The sequence below is a fragment of the Streptomyces flavofungini genome (genome assembly GCF_030388665.1).
GTDB lineage: Bacteria > Actinomycetota > Actinomycetes > Streptomycetales > Streptomycetaceae > Streptomyces > Streptomyces flavofungini_A.
The window spans coordinates 2,860,192-2,878,627 of the sequence record NZ_CP128846.1 but is presented as its reverse complement, the minus strand read 5'-3'; the positions used below and the strand labels follow the sequence as shown (position 1 = coordinate 2,878,627).

The following is an 18,436-nucleotide window of genomic DNA, read 5'->3' as shown; positions in this document are numbered from 1 at the left end:
GCCGTGGCCTCGTGAGGGGGCGCGGTGTGGCTGCCGCCTCGTTGCCACGGCGTCACGGCTGCGGTGTCGGCTACGGCCGGGCGCCGACGTTCACCGCGGCCCAGGCGTTCGCCACCGCCTTGTACTCCGCGCTGCCCGTGCCGCCGAACAGCTCGCTCGCCGCCGCGAGCGTGCCGGTGCGTGCCGCCGCGTAGTTGGTGGTCGTGTTGAACTTCGTGGTGAGTGCCCTGAACCAGATCTTGGCGGCCTTGTCGATACCGATTCCGGTCACGGGCTTGTTGTCGTACGTCGGCGAGTCGTAGGAGACGCCGTTCACGACCTTCTTCCCGCTGCCCTCGCTGAGCAGGTAGAAGAAGTGGTTGGCGATGCCCGAGGAGTAGTGCACGTCCACGTTGCCCGCGCTGCTGCTCCAGTAGTCGAGCGAACGGCCGTCCTTGGACGGCTTGTCCATGTAGCGCAGCGGCGTGCCGTTGCCCCGGATGTCGATCTTCTCGCCCACCAGGTAGTCGCCCACGTCGTTCGGGTTCTTGGCGTTGAACTCGACGGCGGCGGCGAAGATGTCGCTGGTCGCCTCGTTCAGGCCGCCCGGCTCGCGGCTGTACTGCATGTTGCCCGTGGCCGACGTGACGCCGTGGGTCATCTCGTGCGCGGCCACGTCGATCGACGTGAGCGGCTTGGCGTTGCCCGCTCCGTCGCCGTACGTCATGCAGAAGCAGCCGTTCTGCCAGAACGCGTTGGAGTAGTTGTTGCCGTAGTGCACGCGCGAGCTCGCGCCGACCCCGTCGCCGCGGATGCCGTTGCGGCCGTGCACGCCCTTGTAGTAGTCCCAGGTGAGGGCCGCGCCGTAGTGCGCGTCCGCGCCCGCGGTCTCCGCGTTGGACGGCTGCCCGTTGCCCCACACGTCGTCCGGGCCGCTGAACAGCGTGCCCGTGCCGGACGTGCCGCGGTTCAGGTTGTACGTGCGGTGGTTGCCGCGCTGGGTGTCCGACAGGGTGTACCGCGAGCCCGACTGGGCCGTGCCGAGCGTGACCTGGCCGCTGTACATCGTGTTGCCGGTGCCGCTGTGCACGGCCTGCCACTGCCGCAGCTTCTTGCCGGTCGTCGCGTCCGTGATGACGTGCAGCTCGTTCGGCGTGCCGTCCTTCTGCAGCCCGCCGATCACCGTCTCGTACGCGATGACGGGGGCGCCGCCCTTGGTGTCGACCAACCACACGACCTTGCGCGGCTCCTGGGACGCCTTGGTCTTCGTGGACTTCTCCGACTTGGCCGCGCCGAGCGCCTGCTTCTCGGCGGCCGCCGGCTTCACCTCGGCCCCGGTGTCCGTCCCGGCGAGCTTGGCCTTGGAGGCGCGGTTGACGTCCGTCACCTTGCCGCTCTTGTCGGTGGCGACCACCATGTCGCCGCCGAGGACCGGAAGTCCGGCGTAGGTGCGCTCGTAGCGGGTGTGCGTCGTGCCGTCGCGGTCCTTGACGACGTCGCGGACGACGAGCTTCTCCTTGGCGCTGAGGCCGAGCGTGTCGGCGGTGGCGGCCGTGCTCGTGTCCGCCTCGCGTATCAGCTCGGCGCGCTGGGACGGGGAGAGCTTCATGGGCAGGGCGCCGGTGTCGACCTTGGTGCCCGAGGCCGGGTTGTCGGCTGACGCGGTGCCCGCCTGGACGGCCATGCCGAGGAGGGCGGCTACGGCCGTGAAGGTGCCGACGGCGGTGGCCTGCCGGCGGGCGGAACGTCTGCGGGGTGTGGGGGAGTTGCTCAACACGGACTCCTTCTGCGCGGCCGCTGGTCCAGCGGCCAGGGGGCGACCGGACGGCGGTGACCGTCCGGGGCGGAGCAGGCAGTACGTGGTACGTGAGCTTGGTGGTGCGGTGACGCGGGTGGTGCTGTGCGCCGTGGTGCCGTGCGTCACGCACGGCGTTGTGCGCGGGAGCCGCCCACGCGTGAGCGCGCGTGCGCCTGGTGAGGGAAGGGTGCCATTCAGGGCAGGGACATGTCAGGTCGGTGAACTCACTTTGGCTGGATTACGTTCGGTGCCCGAATTTTTGTGTCCGGTATGCGGTTTCTCGCGGGGGTGCGGGGGTGCGGGGGTGCGGGGGTGCGGGGGTGCGGGGGTGCGGGAGTGCGGGAGTGCGGGGGTTGCTGTCCTCCGCCTTCGGTCCGGTTGTGGGGCGGGGCCGTGCCGGTATGTCCGTGCTCGCGTGTGTGGCCTGGCCGGTGTTGGGTGTACGTCCGTCGTGGTCGGCCGAGCTGCGCGCGGACATACCGGCACGGCCCCTCCGGTCCGGTTCGCGGGGATCGGTCCGGTGGGGGTTCCCGTTCGGTGATCGGTTCGGGGGGTTCCGTTCGGGCTACAGGTGGGGGTCGTCGGCTGTGCGCTTCGTGTGGGCCGAGTGGGGGGTGGGCCAGGGGGGGGTGTTGGTGTTGCCGTGTGGTGGAGTCCGGTGAGGTCGGCCGAGCTCGACCTCGGCGGGCGCGTCGCCGAGCTGCGGCCGGTCGGCCCCGCGCACACGGCGTCCGACCAGACCGTCCTCGTCGACGGCCGGGTGCTGTTCGGCGGTGATCTCCTGGAGACCCGGATCTTCCCGATCGTCCCGTACTTCCCGCCGTACGACACCGACGTCGACGGCGACCGCTGGAGCATGGTCCTCGGCGAACTCCTCGCCCTCGGCCCGGACATCGTCGTCCCCGGCCACGGCGAGGTGACCGACGCGGCCCTGATCCGTGACGTCCGCGACTACCTGGTGTGCGTCCGCGCCGAGACATACCGGATGCGGGCCGACGGCGCCACCGCCGACGAGACGGCCGCCGCCGTCGACCGGGCCGCCCGCGCCCGCTGGAGCACCTGGGAGCGGCCCGAGTGGATCGGCCTCGCGGCCCGGGCGTTCCACGCCGCCGGGGGCGCGGCCTGAGCGCGTTCCTGCGTACGGGCCGCGTGCGCCTCGGTGCGGCGGGCACGTTCGGGTGTACGCCGCGCGCGGGCGTTGCGGTCCGCCGACCGGTGCGGATGATGGGCGGTGCGGCGGTGACCTCGCCGCGACGGACCGAGGTGAGCGGGAGATGCCCGACGTGCCCGAAACGAACGCCGACGTGGACGTGGATGTGGACGTGCTCATCGTGGGCGGTGGGCCCGTCGGGCTCACCGCCCACGTGCTCCTGGAACGCTGGGGCGTGGGGACATCGCTGGTCGAGAAGCGCACCGAGCTGTCACCGTTTCCCCGGTCCAGGCTGGTCAACGTACGCTCGATGGAGATCTTCCGGGGGCTCGGCCTCGCGGGCCGGATCACGGACGCCGCGTTCCCCGCGGAGTACGGCCGCATCCGCTTCCGCGACACCCTGTCCGGCCGCGACTTCGCCGGCGCGGAGATGGTGGGGGTCCGCGCGCCCGTGCCGGAGAGCCCCGTGACCGGCGCGGTCACCTCCCAGGACCGCCTCGAACCCCTGCTCCTGGGCGCGGCGCGCGGGGGTGTGCGGTTCGGCGCCGAACTCGTCGGGCTCACCGAGGACGCCGAGTGCGTCACGGCCGTGCTCGTCGACCGCCGGAGCGGCGAGGAGGCCCGCGTACGGGCGCGGTACGTCCTCGCCGCCGACGGCGCCAACTCCACCGTCCGGCGGCTGCTGGGCATCGCCACGACCGGCCCCGGCGAGCTGGCGCGCGTCACCACCGTCGTGTTCGACGCCGACCTGAGTGGCCTGGCGGCCCGGCAGCCCGCAGGCGTCTACTTCACCGCGCACGGCACCTTCCTGCCGCTCTACCCCGAGGGCGGCTGGTCCTGGCTCGCCCCCACCCCCGACGACCCCGCGGGCGCCGACTGGGCCGCCGTCGTGTCGCGCGCCCTCGGCGGCGACGTCACGGCCGACGTGCTGCGCGTCCAGCACTGGACCATGAACGCGGCCGTCGCCGAGCGCTTCCGCCACGGCCGCATCCTGCTCGCCGGTGACGCCGCGCACGCCCTCCCCATCATGGGCGGCCTCGGCATGAACGCGGGCCTCGCCGACGTCCACAACCTGTGCTGGAAACTGGCGGGTGTCCTGCGCGGCTGGGCCGGGCCCGCCCTGGTGGAGTCCTACGAGGCGGAGCGGCTGCCCGTCGCCCATCGGACGCTGCGCCAGGCGGTGGCCAACACCAAGCTGGGGTTCGAGGTCCTCGAACGGCGCCGCGAACAGCTCCGGTCCGGCGGCGCGGCGCTGGACGACGTGGAACTCCCGTGGTCGGAGCGGTACTTCGCGCAGCTCGGCCTCGTGCTCGGCGTCAGCTACGACTCCGCTGCCGTCCTCCCCGACGGCAGCCCTCCGCCGGAGCCGTCGGTGGGCGGGGAGGGGGACGGGAGCGGGGAGGGGGACGGGAGCGGCGAGGGCGGGGAGGGCACGGAGTACCTTCCGGTGGCGAGGCCCGGCCGGCGCCTGCCTCACCTCTGGCTCGCCCCCGAGCGGTCCACGCTCGACGCGTGCGGGGAGTGGTTCACCGTGCTCACCCCGGATCCCGCGCTATGGGAGCCGCGGACCGCCGGGCCGTGGCCCCTGCGCGTGGAGCCGCTGCCGGGGGAGCACGCCGACGCGTGCGGCCTGGGCCCGCACGGAGCCCTGCTGGTCCGCCCCGACGGCCACATCGCGGCCCGCTGGCCCGAAGCGCCCTCGACCGGCACCGTGCTCCACCAGGCCCTCACCGCCCTGACCGGCCCGGCGCACGCCTGACGCGCGTACCACCACGATCCCGGCGTGCGCGCCGCGCAGCCGCTACGCGCCGCTGCCCACGACGCTGTCCCGCCAGGCCCGGTGCAACTCCGCGAACGGACCCGTCCCCGCGATCAGTTCGTCCGGAGCGCCGTCCTCCACGATCCGGCCGTGCTCCATCACCAGGACCCGGTCGGCGATCTCCACCGTCGACAGGCGGTGGGCGATCACGACCGCCGTGCGGCCCCGCAGCACCGTGTCCATCGCCCGCTGCACCGCTCGCTCGCCGGGGATGTCCAGGGAGCTGGTCGCCTCGTCGAGGATCAGGACGGCGGGGTCGGCGAGCAGGGCGCGGGCGAACGCGACCAGTTGGCGCTGGCCCGCCGAGATGCGGCCGCCGCGCTTGCGCACGTCGGTGTCGTAGCCGTCCGGCAGCGACATGATGAAGTCGTGGGCGCCGATGGCCTTCGCCGCGCGCTCGATGTCCCCGCGGGTCGCGTCCGGGCGGCCGATCGCGATGTTCTCCGCGACCGTGCCGGAGAACAGGAACGCCTCCTGCGTGACCATCACGACGCCCCGCCGCAGCTCCGGGACGGCGAGCTCGCGCAGGTCGACGCCGTCCAGCAGGACCTGCCCCGCAGACGGGTCGTAGAACCGCGCGAGCAGCTTCGCCAGCGTCGACTTGCCCGCTCCCGTCGAGCCGACGACGGCCACGGTCTGCCCGGCGGGCAGCGTCAGGTCGAAGCGCGGCAGGATCTCACCGCCCGTGCGGTACGCGAAGCGCACGCCGTCGAACTCGACGGTGCGGCCCGGGTGCTCGGACGCGAGCGGCGGCAGCTGCTTCTCGGTGCCGGCCTCCGGCTCCGGCACGGACGGCGTCTGCGCGAGCAGCCCCGCGATCTTCTCCAGCGACGCCGCCGCCGACTGGTACGAGTTGAGGAACATCCCGAGCCGGTCGATCGGGTCGTAGAGCCGCCGCAGGTACAGCACCGCGGCGGCGAGCACGCCGAGCGCGAGCGTGTCCTGCGCGACGCGGTACGCGCCCCACAGCACGATGCCCGCGACCGCCGTGTTCGCGACGAGCCGTGAGCCCACCACGTACCGCGCCATCTCCAGGAGCGCGTCGCCGTTGGTGCGCTCGTGCCGGTGGTTGAGTGCCGCGAACTGCTCCTCGTTGGCCCGCTCGCGGCGGAACGCGCGCACCGGCCGGATGCCGTTCATCGTCTCCGTGAACTTCACGATGACGGCGGCGACCGCGGTCGAGCGGACGCGGAACACCTTCCCCGCGCGGTGCTGGTAGAGCCGGATCAGCGCGTACAGAGGCACGAACGACAGGACGGCGACCGCGCCGAGCCCCAGGTCGAGCCAGAGCAGCATCGCCGAGATCGTGACGAACGACAGCACCACCGTGAGCAGTTCCTGGAGGCCCTCGTTGAGCAGCTCCCGCAGCGACTCCACGTCCGTGGTGGCGCGGGAGATCAGGCGCCCCGACGTGTACCGCTCGTGGAAGTCCACGCTGAGCGCCTGCGCGTGCCGGAAGATCCGGCCCCGCAGATCGAGCAGCACGTCCTGGTTCACGCGCGCGGACGCCACGATGAAGGCGTACTGGAACGCCCCCGCTGCCCCCGCGCACACCAGGTAGGCCACGCCGACCGCGATCAGCGGGCCGTGGTCGTCGGCGCGGAACGCGGGCACGGCCCGGTCGATGGCGTACGCGACGAGCAGCGGCCCGGCCTGGATGACGGCCTGCTGGACGAGGAGCAGGACGGCGGCCAGCGTGACGCGGGCGCGGCGGGGGGCGAGCAGGGAGCGCAGCAGGGCGCCGGTCGCACCCGGGGGAGCGGGGAGAGTGTCCTGGTCGAAGGCTTCGTCCAGGGCTTCCTGGGCGGTCTTGCTGGTCTTGCTGGTGTTGGTCTTGCTGGTGTTGGTCTTGTTGGTCTTGTTGGTCTTGTTGGTGTTGACGGTGTTGACGGTGTTGTTGATGGTGTCGGTGGTGTCGGCGTTCTCAGGGGTGGTTGGGCTCCCATGGGTGTCGGGATTGTCCGGGTCATCCGGGCTGTTCGGGCTGTTGGGGCTGTCTGGTCTGGCTGAGGGGTCGGCGGGTGTGACGGCTTTGTCGGAGTGCTCGTCGTCCGGCTGGGTCTTCTTGTCGCCCACCGTGTTCATTCGTCCGTCCCCCCAGACATCAGCCATGCGTACTCGGCGTTCTCCCGCAGCAGTTCCTGGTGCGTGCCCACGGCCGTGATCCGGCCCCCGGACAGCAGCGCGACCCGGTCCGCGAGGAGCACCGTCGACGGGCGGTGCGCCACCACCAGCGCCGTGGTGTCCTTCAGGACCCGCCGCAGCGCCGCCTCCACCAGCGCCTCCGTGTGGACATCGAGTGCGGACAGCGGGTCGTCGAGGACGAGGAAGCGTGGCCTGCCGACCACCGCGCGGGCCAGCGCGAGCCGCTGCCGCTGCCCGCCGGACAGGCTCAGCCCCTGCTCGCCGACCTGCGTGTCCGCCCCCTTCGGCAGCCCGTGCACGAACTCGGCCTGCGCGACCGCGAGTGCTCGGCCCAGCTCCTCCTCACCCGCGCTCCCGTCGGCGCCCATGAGCACGTTCTCGCCCACGGACGCGGAGAACAGCGTGGGCTCCTCGAAGGCCATGGACACCAGCGTGCGCACGCGTTCGCGCGGCAGCGCCGCGATGTCCTCGCCGTCGAGCGTGATGCGCCCGCCCGTCACCTCGTGCAGCCGGGGCACGAGGGCCGTCAGCGTGGTCTTGCCGCTGCCGGTGGCGCCGACGAGGGCCAGCGTCTCGCCGGTGCGGATGTGCAGGTCGATGCGGTCCAGGACGGGCGGGGCGTCGTCCGGGGCGTCGGGGTAGCGGAACTCGACTGCCTCGAAGCGGATGCCGTCGGTGGGTGTGGGTGTGGGTGTGGGTGTGGACGTGGGTGTGGACGCGGGTGCGGGTGCGGGTGCGGGTGCGGGTGCGGGTGTGAGGGGCGAGGGGGAGGTGGGGGTGCGTGGCGTGGGGACTGCGGCGGCTGCGCCTGCCTTGTCCGCGCCCGTCCCCGAGTCGCCCGTGCCTGTTCCCAGGTCCGAGTCGCCCGTGCCCGTTGTCGAGTTCGAGGTGCCCGTTGTCGCGTTCGAGGTGCCCGTCGTCAAGTCCGAGGTGCCCGCCGTCGAGTCTGAGGTGCCCGAGTCCGCCCCCGTGTCCGACTCCGGCTCCGCGTCCAGGACCTCGAAGTACCGCTCCGTGGCCGTCGCCGCCTCCTGGCTCATCGCCAGCAGGAAGCCGATCGACTCCACCGGCCAGCGCAGCGCGAGCGCTGTCGAAAGGAACGCCACCAGCGTGCCCGTGGAGAGGTCGCCGTCGGCCACCTGGACCGAGCCGAGCACGAGCGCCGCCCCGATCGCCAGCTCCGGCAGCGTCATGATCACGCCGTAGATCGCGGCAAGGAGGCGGGCCTTGACCAGCTCCGTGCCGCGCAGCGTGCCCGACAGCTCGCGGAACGCCCGGGCCTGACTGCGGTGCCGCCCGAAGCCCTTGATGATCCGGATGCCGAGCACGCTCTCCTCGACGACCGTCGTCAGATCGCCCACCTGGTCCTGCGCGCGCCGCGCCACGGCGGCGTACCGCCCCTCGAAGTACGCGAGGAAGGCCACCATCGGCACCACGGGAGCGAGGAGGACCAGGCCGAGCGTCCAGTCCTGGGCCAGCAGAATGGCCATGCCGACCGCGATCGTGGTGCCGTTGACCAGCAGGAACGTCAGCGGGAACGCGAGGAACATGCGCACCAGCATCAGATCGGTCGTGCCGCGCGACAGCAACTGGCCGGACGCCCACCGGTCGTGGAAGGCGACCGGCACGCGCTGGAGGTGGCGGAACAGGTCCGCCCGCATCTCCGCCTCCACGCCCGCGAGCGGCCGCGCGACCAGCCAGCGCCGGAAGCCGAAGAGGAGCGCCTCCGCGACACCGAGCCCCAGCAGGAGCAGCGCCCCGAGCCAGACGCCCCCGGTGTCCCGGTCGGCCACCGGGCCGTCCACGATCCACTTCAGGACGAGCGGGAACAGCAGGCCCGTACAGGACGCCACGATCGCGACGAACGCGGCCGTGAACAGGCGTGTCCGTACGGGACGCACATACGGCCAGAGCCGGGTGAGCGTCCTGACGGCGGAGCGTCCGCCGTGGTCCTGGGCAGGTGCGGGTGTGGTGGACATCAGGGGCGAGCCTACGTTTCACCACTGACAGCGCCCACCGAGTTTTGGCCCGGTCCGGGTCGGCCGCTGGTCCTAGGCCGTGGGCGGTTGTTGGCGGCGGTGGGCCGGTGGATCGGCGGGTGTATCCGGTGGGTGTATCCGGTGGGTGGATCCGGTGAGTGGGTCCGGTGGGTGGGCCCGGCGGGTGGCGCGGCCGTTTCCGGGGCGCCTCGGGGGTCGTAGGGGGGCATCAACCGATCGGTGGATGGTGGTCGCGGCGGGATGGCCGATGTGGGGCGGGGGCCGTGACGGCGAGGCTTGTCGCATGCCTCCTCCTCTCATCGAAGTCAGGGACCTGCGCAAGGCCTACGGCGGCCGGGCCGTGGTCGACGGCGTCTCGTTCGCCGTCGAGCAGGGCGAGATCTTCGGCGTCCTCGGGCCCAACGGCGCGGGCAAGACGACCACCGTCGAATGCGTCGGGGGCCTGCGCGTGCCCGACGCGGGCTCGGTGCGCGTCGCCGGGCTCGACCCGGTGGCCGACCACGCGCGCGTCACCCGCGTCCTCGGCGCGCAGCTCCAGGAGAGCGAGCTGCAGCCGAAGCTGACGGTCCGCGAGGCACTGGAGCTGTACGCCGCGTTCTACGCCCACCCGGCCGACTGGCGTCCGCTCGCCGAGCGGCTCGGCCTCACCGACAAGCTGACCACCCGCTTCGCCAAGCTCTCCGGCGGCCAGAAGCAGCGCCTCTTCATCGCCCTCGCCCTGATCGGCAGCCCCCGCGTCGTCGTCCTGGACGAGCTGACCACCGGCCTCGACCCACGGGCCCGCCGGGACACCTGGCAACTGATCGAGGAGGTGCGGGACAGCGGCGTCACGGTCCTGCTCGTCACGCACTTCATGGAGGAGGCCCAGCGGCTCTGCGATCGCATAGCGGTGATCGACCGGGGCCGGGTGGCCGCGCTCGACACCCCCGCGGGCCTCATCGGCCGCTCCGCCGGCTCCACGGTCATCTCCTTCACCCCTTCGGTGCCGCTGGCCCCCGCCGACCTGGCCGCGCTGCCCCGGCTCCGCTCCACCACGGAGAAGGACGGCCGCCTCACCCTCAACGGCACCGACGCCACGGTCGACGCCCTCCTCACTCTCCTGGCCCGCCACCGCATCACGGCCCACCAACTCCGCGTCACCGACGCCACCTTGGACGACGCCTTCCTCGACCTGACGACCACGGAGACCGACCCTTCCACGGCGGCCGACGGCCCCGCGCCTCCCCAGGCAGCCGGCCACCAGCCCACCCGCCCCGGACACCACGGAGCCCCGGCATGACGACTCCCCTCGGCTCGGCCGAATCGGCCGCCGCACCCCCCTCGGCCGCCGCAGCCACCAGCCCCGCCACCCCCGGGCCGACGCCCGGCCCGCACTCCGCCCCGGCCCGTGCCCCCGGCGCCGCCCGAGCCGTCCTCAAGGCCGAAGCGCGGCTGTTCCGGCGTGAACCGGGCTCCCTTTTCTGGATCCTCGCCTTCCCCACGGTGCTCCTCGCGGTCCTCGGATCCATCCCCTCGTTCCGGGAGGCACAGGACGACCTCGGCGGCATCCGCCTGGTCGACGCGTACGTCCCCGTGACGGTGCTGCTCTCCATGATCATGGCGGGGATCCAGGCCATGCCGCCGGTGATCACGGGCTATCGCGAGCGCGGGATCCTGCGCCGGATGTCGGCCACACCCGTGCGGCCCGCCGCGGTGCTCGGCGCGCAGATGGGACTGCACGGCGCCGCCGCGCTCGGCTCGGCACTGCTCTCCCTGACCGTCGGCCGGGCCGTCTTCGACGTGCCGCTGCCCCGGCAGATATGCGGGTACGCGATCGCGCTGGTCCTCGCGACAGCCGCCGCGCTGGCGCTCGGCGCCCTGGTGTCCGCGCTGTCGCGCACCTCCAAGGCGGCGACGGCGGTCGGTTCGGCGGTCTTCTTCCCGATGATGTTCAGCGCGGGCGTCTGGCTGCCGGTGCGGGCGATGCCCGACGCCCTCGCCCGGATCGTCGAGGCGCTGCCGTTCGGCGCGGCGGCGGAAGCCCTGAACCAGGCAGCGGCCGGGGACTGGCCAGGACCGGTCCACCTGGGCGTGCTCGTCCTGTGGACGACGGCACTCACCGCGGCGGCGGCGCGATGGTTCCGCTGGGAGTGAGGACGGCGCCGTCGGCAGCGAGCGGGGGCGCGGCGGGACCCGCGGGCCGAGTGGACGAGACTGGGCGCATGCCCCGACCTGGCACGCCCGACGGCCCCGACGCCACCGCCGCCTCCGGCAGACCCTCGGCACGGGACGCCCGCACCAACTCCGGCAGACCCCCGGCTCGGGATGCCACCCCCACCACAGCCCCCACCCCCACCACCCTCGTCACCGAGCGCTGGGAGCTGTTCCACCGGTGGGGACCCCTCGTCCTCCTCGCCTTCGGCAGCCTGCTCTCCGCGGCCACCGCCGAGGTCGTCGGCATGGGGTGGGACGCGTGGGCGGTGGCGGCGGGACTCATCGTGGCCGCCACGGGGCTGCAGGTCTGGTGGATCGGGGCCGCCCGGTCCCGGCCGGGCCCCTCCCGTTCCGGTACGGCGTACTACTTCCTGCGCTGGGCGCTCGCGTTCACGCTGTCGTGGCTGAACCCGTTCTTCGTGTTCTACGCCGTCACGGGGTACTTCGGCTCCGAGCGGCTGCTACCGCACCGCCTGGTCCCCGTCGGCCTGTTCGCGACCGCCGTGGTCATGGCGGGCGCGCAGGCGGGCGGGCTGCCGCCGCACGGGCGGATCGGCTGGGTGGTGTTCGGGGCGATGCTCGGCGTGAACGTCGGGCTGCTCACGGTCTTCGCCCACATCGCCAACAAGGAGGAGGAACGCACCCGGTTCCAGGAGCGGACCATCGACCAGCTCGAAGCGGCCAACGCCGCGCTCCAGCAAGCCCTCGACGAGAACGCCGCGCTGCACGCCCAACTCCTGCTCCAGGCGCGTGAGGCGGGCGTCGCCGACGAGCGCAGACGCCTCGCCGCCGAGATCCACGACACCATCGCGCAGGGCCTCACCGGCATCATCGCCCAGCTCCAAGTCGTCGCGAACACCCCCGACCGGCAGCTCGCCCGCGAGCACCTGGACCGGGCCACCGGCCTGGCCAGGCACAGCCTCGGCGAGGCCCGGCGCTCCGTGCACAACCTCGCCCCGGTCGCCCTGGAGCACGACAGCCTGCCCGAGGCCCTCGGCGCGACGGTCGCCGAGTGGGGCGAGCGCACGGGCGTGCGCGCCGACTTCACGGTCACCGGCACCGACGGACCCCTGCACGAGGAGATCGAGGCGACCCTGCTGCGCATAGCCGAGGAAGCCCTGTCGAACGCCGCCCGGCACGCGGCCGCGACCCGCGTCGGCGTCACCCTGTCGTACATGGCGGGGGAGGTCACCCTCGACATCCGCGACGACGGCCGTGGCTTCGACCCCCTCGCCAGGGCCACCCGCACCCGCACCGGCGGCTTCGGCCTCACCGGCATGCGGGCCCGCGCCGAGCGCATCGCGGGCACCCTCACCGTCGAGTCGGAGCCCGGTGGCGGCACGGCCGTGTCGGCGCGCGTACCGTTGGTGGGCGATGAACACTGAAGTGATCACCGTCCTCGTCGTCGACGACCACCCGGTCGTGCGCGACGGACTGCGCGGCATGTTCGAGTCGGCGCCCGACTTCACGGTCCTCGGTGAGGCGGCCGACGGCGTCCAGGCCGTCGAGCTGACCGCCAGGCTCGACCCGGACGTCGTCCTGATGGACCTGCGGATGCCGGGCGGCGGCGGGGTCGACGCCATCGCCGAGCTGACCCGGCGCGGTGCCCGCGCCCGCGTCCTGGTGCTCACCACGTACGACACGGACACCGACACGCTCCCCGCCATCGAGGCCGGCGCGACGGGCTACCTGCTCAAGGACGCCCCGCGCGACGAGCTGTTCGGCGCCGTCCGCGCCGCCGCCGAGGGCCGCACCGTCCTCTCCCCGGCCGTCGCGTCCCGCCTGGTGCAACGCGTACGTGCCCCTGACGACGAGCGGCTGAGCACCCGCGAACGGGAAGTGCTCGCACTCGTCGCCAGGGGCACGTCCAACCGTGACATCGCGAAGGGGCTGTTCATCAGCGAAGCCACGGTCAAGACCCATCTCACCCATATCTACGGCAAGTTGGACGTCAAGGACCGGGCCGCGGCCGTCGCGACTGCCTATCGCCGCGGCATCCTCGACTGACCGTCCACGCGGTCGGCCCAGGCCGGAATCCGGCCCTTGCGGCCGCGTCTCCCCCCGGAGGCGCGACCTGACGGCCATGGGTCCGCATCCACGCTCCCACCAGCGCGGATGAGCAGTGGTCCCGCCCGGGACCCGGACGGGCCCGCCGGTCGGGGCGGGCCCGCGGCAAGGGTCAGGCGGCCTCCCACAGGGCGGGAGTGTTCGGCGGCTCCCAGCCGGGCTGGGCCTGGTGCGCCTGGAGGCAGCGGTAGGTGGCGCCGTTGTAGGTGACGGTGTCACCGGCCGAGTAGACGGAGCCCGCCGCCCAGGTGCCGGTCGGGTCGCCCGGGTCCGGGTCCTGGCCGCCGCCCGTCGTCTTCAGCGTCAGCTGGTACTGCTGGAGCAGCGGGTTGATCGGCTGGTGGAACGTGGTGCCGCCGGAGCGGCAGTTGCCCGAACCGCCGGAGGTGACGCCCTGCGCCTGGCTGCCCGAGATGTACGAGCCGCCGGAGTCACCGGGCTCCGCGCACACGGTCGTACGGGTCACACCGCTGATGGTGCCCTCGGGGTAGGTGACGCTGGTGTTGTGCTGCGAGATCGTGCCGCAGTGCCAGCCGGTGGTCGATCCGGAGCGGCAGATCGAGCCGCCCACCGGCGACTGCGTCGAACCCGCCACGCTCACGCGCTGACCGCCGGAGCCCTTGACGTACGGAGTCGACGTCCACTGCGCGTTGGCGGCCACCCACGCCATGTCCCGGCCCGGGAAGATCGAGCCGCGGAACGTGCCCTGGGCCTGCTGGTTGACGCCACGCGTGGTGGTGCCCGCACGCCCGCAGTGGCCCGCCGTCGCGAAGCCCTGCGTGGACCCCTGCGTGATGGAGAAGCCCACCGAACAGCGGCCACCGCTGCCCATGTAGTACGCCTCGCCGCCCACGATGTCGTAGAAGGGCCGCGGCCGTTCGGCGGTCCGCTGGACCTGGACGAGCCCGCGGTCGACCTTCGCCGCCTTCACCAGCTTGTCGGCGGCCGACGTCTTGACCGCCTGCACCACGACCGCGTTGGACTTCACGTCGACGAACCACACGGGCGCGTCGGCGGTCCGGGTGCTCTTCGCGGCCCGGTCCAGCTTCGCCTTGGCGGCGTCCAGCCGGCCGAGCGAGTGGCGCACCACCAGGGCGCGCGCGCCCTCGGCCTCGATGGCCGCGACGTCCCGGGCGTCGGTGGTGGCGACGGTGAGCGAGGCCGAGGTGGCGCCGGTCACCCAGGCGCCCGCGAAGTCACGGCCGAGCGCCGACCGCAGCGCGCCGCCCGCGGCCCCCGCCTCCGCCTCGTTGACGAGCCGCGCCTTGGCCTGGCCCGCGGTGAGCCGCAGGTCGCGCTGCATCGCCTTCAGGACCTCGGGCGACGTCCGCTCCACGGCGGCGGCCGCCGCGGCGTCGCGGGGTGTGGGGGAGGGGGACGGGGAGTCGGACTGCGCGACCGCCGAGCCGGGCAGCCCGGCGAGGACGAGCGCACCGGCGGCGGCCAGCGCGGCACCCGCCGCCTGGGCACGGCGCAGTGCCTTACGGCTGTCTTGAGTCGGGGAGGCATGTCTGAGCTGCATGGGGGTCTCTCCTCGGTGTGGACGGGGAGCGGCGGACCCCCAAGCGGGGAAGCGGGATCCGCTCGTTCTCCGGTCGACCACACCGTAGAAGGGTCAACAGGCGGTCAATAGATTCCAGTTGCCCCCCTGCGCTGACGTTATGGACCGGGTCGCGGGTGGTGGCCGACGGCCGCTCCGGCCCGCACTTTCCAGCCGACGCCGGCGAAGTTCTCAGCCTGTCCGGCGTTCGCGGACGGGCGCGCAGCGCGAACGGCGGCGCCCCGCGAGGGCTCAGCCCACGTCCGCCCCCGGCAGAGCCAGCCACGCCGAATAGCTCTCGCTACGCGCGGCGGCAGCCGCGTGCACGGCCCGAGCCAGCGCAAGCACCTCCGCCGCACTGTCGTGCGCGTACGTCTCCGGATGCCACCCCAGCAGATGCCGCCAGTACAGCGGCGCCCCCGCCAGCGGCCGCGTGACCACCCCCGCGGTCGGCGGAAACGTGGCCCGGCACAACCCCACGGCCCGCCCCACCTGCACCAGATGCACGCACGACGCGGTGTCGGTCTCGTACACGGAGGTGGGGGCGAACCCCGCCCGCGCGCACGCCGCGGTGAAGCAGTCCCCGAAGCACCCGTCCCCGGGCACGTCCGTCCACGCCTCGCCCGCGAAGTCGGCCAGGTCGACCTCCGCGGCCCCGGCCAGCGGATGCCCGGTGGCCAGCATGACGAACACCGGGTCGCGCGCCACCTCGCGCCACACGAGCCGCTCGTTCTCCGGCGGTACGGCCGCCCCACACGTCCCCACCAGCGCGAAGTCGAGTCGCGCGTCCGCCACTTGGGCGGCGATCTCCCGCTCCGACCAGGAGGTGTACGTCGACACGGGCTGATCGGGGTGCGCGGCGGCAAGCCGGTCCACGAGCCCCCCGAGCAGCGGCCCGTGCGTCCCGCCGAGCCGGAACCCGCGCCGATCGGGCAAGGCGCGCGTGAACCGCTCGGCCTCCTCCTGGAGCCCGGTGACGGCGGGCAGCACGATCCGGGCCCGGGCGAGCACGAACTCACCGAGCGCGGTGGCCCGCACCCCGGACCGCCCGCGCTCGAACAACTCCCCGCCCAGGGCCCGCTCGATGCGCTTCAGCTGGGTGCTGAGCGCGGGCTGCGCGAGGCCGAGGGCGGTGGCAGCCTTGGTGAGGCTGCCCGCGTCGGCGATCGCCCGGATCGTCTTCAGGTGCCGCAACTCCAGGTCCATGCGGTGAGCTTCGTCCGGGTCCGCGCCATGGGCAATACCTTGGTACGGACCTGAAAGCCCATCAAGTCCCGTGCGCGTCCCCCGCCTCAGGGTTCTCAGCCCTCCCGTCTCCCGGCGGCGCGTCCCCCGGCACCGCCCGCAGCAACAGCACCGACCGCGCCTGCACCCGCACCGTCGCCCCCGCGGCGAGCAGCGCCCCCGGTGCGTCCTCCTGCTCCTCCAGGGAGGTGTCGACGAGGACCTCGTACGCGGCGGCCCACGGCGGCCCCGGCAGCAGGAAGTCGACGGGCCGCTCCGCGGCGTGCAGCACCGCGAGGAAGCTGTCGTCCGTGACCGCGGCCCCGCGCGCGTCCCGCCCCGGTATGTCGCGCCCCGACAGGTACATGCCGAGCGTCGCCGCGGGCGCGTACCAGTCGGCCTCCGTCATCTCCGTACCGCGCGCCGTGAACCACGCCAGGTCCCGCAGCCCGTCCGCCGAGTGCGCCCGGCCGGAGAAGAAGGACCGCCGCCGCAGCACCGGATGCCGGTGCCGCAGCGCGATGAGCCGGGACGTGAGGCTCAGCAGCTGCCGCCACCCGGGCTGCTCGCGCTGCTCCCAGTCCACCCAGCTGATCTCGTTGTCCTGGCAGTACGCGTTGTTGCTGCCGCGCTGGGTGCGCCCCATCTCGTCGCCCGCGACGAGCATCGGCACGCCCGTCGAGAGCAGCAGCGTCGTCATCAGGTTCCGCAGCTGGCGCCGCCGCAGCGCGGTCACGTCCGCGTCGTCCGTCTCGCCCTCGACCCCGCAGTTCCAGGACCGGTTGTCGTTCGAACCGTCCCTGTTGCCCTCGCCGTTGGCCTCGTTGTGCTTGCGTTCGTACGTCACCAGGTCGCGCAGCGTGAAGCCGTCGTGGGCCGTCACGAAGTTCACCGACGCGTACGGCCGCCGCCCGCCCCACGCGTACAGGTCGCTCGACCCCGAGAGCCGGTAGCCGAGGTCCCGCACGTCCGGCAGGGCGCCCCGCCAGAAGTCCCGCACCGCACCCCGGTACCGGTCGTTCCACTCCGTCCACAGCGGCGGGAACGCCCCCACCTGATAGCCGCCCGACCCGACGTCCCACGGCTCGGCGATCAGCTTCACGCGCCGCAGGACCGGGTCCTGCGCGATGACCGCGAGGAACGGCGAGAGCATGTCGACGTCGTGGAAGGAGCGCGCGAGCGCCGCCGCGAGGTCGAAGCGGAAGCCGTCCACGCCCATCTCCGACACCCAGTACCGCAGCGAGTCGGTGATCAGACGCAGCACGTGCGGCTGGACGACGTGCAGGGTGTTGCCGCACCCGGTGTAGTCGGCGTACCGGCGCGGGTCGTCCTGGAGCCGGTAGTAGCCGCGGTTGTCGATGCCCTTCAGGGACAGCATCGGCCCGAGCTCGTCCGCCTCGGCCGTGTGGTTGTAGACGACGTCCAGGATCACCTCGATCCCCGCCTCGTGCAGCGCCCGCACCATCCGCCGGAACTCGCCGACCTGCTGGCCGCGGGTGCCGGACGCCGCGTACGCCGCGTGCGGGGCGAAGTACCCGATCGAGTTGTAGCCCCAGTAGTTCCTCAGGCCCCGGCGCAGCAGATGGTCCTCGTGCGCGAACTGGTGCACGGGAAGCAGCTCGACGGCCGTCACGCCGAGGCGTACGAGATGGTCGACGGCGGCCGGGTGCGCGAGGCCCGCGTAGGTGCCGCGCAGCTCCTCGGGGACCCCGGGGTGCAGCTTCGTGAAGCCGCGGACGTGCACTTCGTAGATGACGGAGTCCGCCCACGGAGTCTTCGGGCGCCGGTCCTCGCACCACTCGTCGTCCGGCGCGTCGTCGTGCACCACGACGCCCTTGGGCACGTGGGGTGCCGAGTCGCGGTCGTCGCGCACGGTGTCGGCGACGTGCTGCTGCGGCCAGTCCCGCACATGGCCGTACACCTCGGGCGGCAGCGCGCCGTAGTCGTTGCCGGTGCCCGCGTCGACGGCGCGGGCATAGGGGTCGAGCAGCAGCTTCGCGGGGTTGAACCGGGCGCCCGTCCACGGGTCCCAGCGGCCGTGCACCCGGAAGCCGTACCGCTGCCCCGGCCGGACCCCCGGCAGGAAGCCGTGCCAGATCTCGTGCGTCAGCTCCGTCAACGGGCAGCGCGTCTCGGTGGCACGGCCGCCGTCGTCCTCGTCGAACAGACACAGCTCGACGGCCTCCGCGCCGCCCGCCCACAGCGCGAAGTTGGTGCCCGCGACCCCGTCGGGCCCGACCCGGAACCGGGCGCCCAGCGGCGTCGGCGCCCCCGGCCACACGGTCCGCGCGGGCGCCTGCCGGGCCCGCGCACCGCGCCCGCCGTTGGGTCCGGCGGCGGTGTCCGTGCCGTCGTCCGGCCGGCCGCGGACCCGGGCCCGCGCCCGCTGGACTGCCTCCTGCTCGGCTGCGCTCGACACCTGCTCGCCTCCCGCGGCTCCGGCCGGTCGACGCGCGCGCTCAGGGCGTGCGGCGTCCCGGCCGCGGCTGCCCGCACGACGTCCTTGCTGTCTGTTCTGCCC

General features: G+C 73.4%; 12 protein-coding genes. 6 read left to right on the top strand and 6 right to left on the bottom strand.

The window, feature by feature from the left end:
- Positions 1-70 precede the first annotated feature (70 nt).
- The gene (locus tag QUY26_RS11285) at positions 71-1,753 is read right to left on the bottom strand and encodes a M4 family metallopeptidase (protein ID WP_289945573.1); all 1,683 of its coding nucleotides are present in this window, start codon (positions 1,751-1,753) and stop codon (positions 71-73) included.
- 682 nt (positions 1,754-2,435) lie between these two features.
- Between QUY26_RS11285 and QUY26_RS11280 the strand changes: the two genes are divergently transcribed.
- Positions 2,436-2,903 carry an MBL fold metallo-hydrolase gene (locus QUY26_RS11280; RefSeq protein WP_289945571.1) on the top strand — a complete coding sequence of 156 codons (468 nt, stop codon included), beginning with the start codon at positions 2,436-2,438 and terminating at the stop codon, positions 2,901-2,903.
- Positions 2,904-3,051: 148 nt separating this feature from the next.
- Positions 3,052-4,686 carry an FAD-dependent monooxygenase gene (locus QUY26_RS11275; RefSeq protein ID WP_289945569.1) on the top strand — a complete coding sequence of 545 codons (1,635 nt, stop codon included), beginning with the start codon at positions 3,052-3,054 and terminating at the stop codon, positions 4,684-4,686.
- A 42-nt stretch (positions 4,687-4,728) separates the two neighbouring features.
- On the opposite strand, the gene QUY26_RS11270 is transcribed toward QUY26_RS11275, so the two are convergent.
- Positions 4,729-6,831, bottom strand: a complete 2,103-nt coding sequence (locus tag QUY26_RS11270; RefSeq protein WP_289945567.1) for an ABC transporter ATP-binding protein — start codon at positions 6,829-6,831, stop codon at positions 4,729-4,731.
- Positions 6,828-8,870 carry an ABC transporter ATP-binding protein gene (locus QUY26_RS11265; protein ID WP_289945566.1) on the bottom strand — a complete coding sequence of 681 codons (2,043 nt, stop codon included), beginning with the start codon at positions 8,868-8,870 and terminating at the stop codon, positions 6,828-6,830. Before QUY26_RS11265 ends, QUY26_RS11270 begins: the two co-directional genes overlap by 4 nt.
- Positions 8,871-9,174: 304 nt before the next feature.
- Between QUY26_RS11265 and QUY26_RS11260 the strand changes: the two genes are divergently transcribed.
- The 4 genes from QUY26_RS11260 (at position 9,175) to QUY26_RS11245 (ending at position 13,091) form a co-directional block, all read left to right on the top strand.
- On the top strand, positions 9,175-10,170 hold the full coding sequence (locus QUY26_RS11260; RefSeq protein ID WP_289945564.1) for an ABC transporter ATP-binding protein: 996 nt from the start codon (positions 9,175-9,177) through the stop codon (positions 10,168-10,170).
- Positions 10,167-11,024 carry an ABC transporter permease gene (locus QUY26_RS11255; protein WP_289945562.1) on the top strand — a complete coding sequence of 286 codons (858 nt, stop codon included), beginning with the start codon at positions 10,167-10,169 and terminating at the stop codon, positions 11,022-11,024. The genes QUY26_RS11260 and QUY26_RS11255 overlap by 4 nt, the downstream gene beginning before the upstream one ends.
- 68 nt (positions 11,025-11,092) lie before the next feature.
- Entirely contained in the window at positions 11,093-12,469 is a 1,377-nt protein-coding gene (locus QUY26_RS11250; protein WP_289945561.1) for a sensor histidine kinase, read from the top strand.
- The gene (locus QUY26_RS11245) at positions 12,459-13,091 is read left to right on the top strand and encodes a response regulator (RefSeq protein WP_289945559.1); all 633 of its coding nucleotides are present in this window, start codon (positions 12,459-12,461) and stop codon (positions 13,089-13,091) included. The genes QUY26_RS11250 and QUY26_RS11245 overlap by 11 nt, the downstream gene beginning before the upstream one ends.
- A gap of 172 nt (positions 13,092-13,263) precedes the next feature.
- Here the strand turns inward: QUY26_RS11245 and QUY26_RS11240 are convergent, their stop codons facing one another.
- From QUY26_RS11240 to glgX, 3 genes are all read right to left on the bottom strand, one after another.
- Entirely contained in the window at positions 13,264-14,673 is a 1,410-nt protein-coding gene (locus QUY26_RS11240; protein ID WP_289945557.1) for a carbohydrate-binding protein, read from the bottom strand.
- A 270-nt stretch (positions 14,674-14,943) separates the two neighbouring features.
- Complete coding sequence (locus QUY26_RS11235) at positions 14,944-15,897, bottom strand: LysR family transcriptional regulator (RefSeq protein WP_289945556.1); 954 nt, start codon at positions 15,895-15,897, stop codon at positions 14,944-14,946.
- A 61-nt stretch (positions 15,898-15,958) separates the two neighbouring features.
- Positions 15,959-18,334, bottom strand: coding sequence for a glycogen debranching protein GlgX (gene glgX / locus QUY26_RS11230; protein ID WP_289945554.1), 2,376 nt, complete (start codon positions 18,332-18,334; stop codon positions 15,959-15,961).
- Between the last annotated feature and the right edge of the window lie 102 nt (positions 18,335-18,436).

Coding starts and splice junctions, on each gene's coding strand:
- QUY26_RS11235 (WP_289945556.1), bottom strand. CDS start 15,897: ATGGACCTGGAGTTGCGGCACCTGAAGACGATCCGGGCGATCGCCGAC.
- QUY26_RS11265 (WP_289945566.1), bottom strand. CDS start 8,870: ATGTCCACCACACCCGCACCTGCCCAGGACCACGGCGGACGCTCCGCC.
- QUY26_RS11275 (WP_289945569.1), top strand. CDS start 3,052: ATGCCCGACGTGCCCGAAACGAACGCCGACGTGGACGTGGATGTGGAC.
- QUY26_RS11240 (WP_289945557.1), bottom strand. CDS start 14,673: ATGCAGCTCAGACATGCCTCCCCGACTCAAGACAGCCGTAAGGCACTG.
- QUY26_RS11245 (WP_289945559.1), top strand. CDS start 12,459: ATGAACACTGAAGTGATCACCGTCCTCGTCGTCGACGACCACCCGGTC.
- QUY26_RS11270 (WP_289945567.1), bottom strand. CDS start 6,831: ATGAACACGGTGGGCGACAAGAAGACCCAGCCGGACGACGAGCACTCC.
- QUY26_RS11255 (WP_289945562.1), top strand. CDS start 10,167: ATGACGACTCCCCTCGGCTCGGCCGAATCGGCCGCCGCACCCCCCTCG.
- QUY26_RS11250 (WP_289945561.1), top strand. CDS start 11,093: ATGCCCCGACCTGGCACGCCCGACGGCCCCGACGCCACCGCCGCCTCC.
- QUY26_RS11260 (WP_289945564.1), top strand. CDS start 9,175: ATGCCTCCTCCTCTCATCGAAGTCAGGGACCTGCGCAAGGCCTACGGC.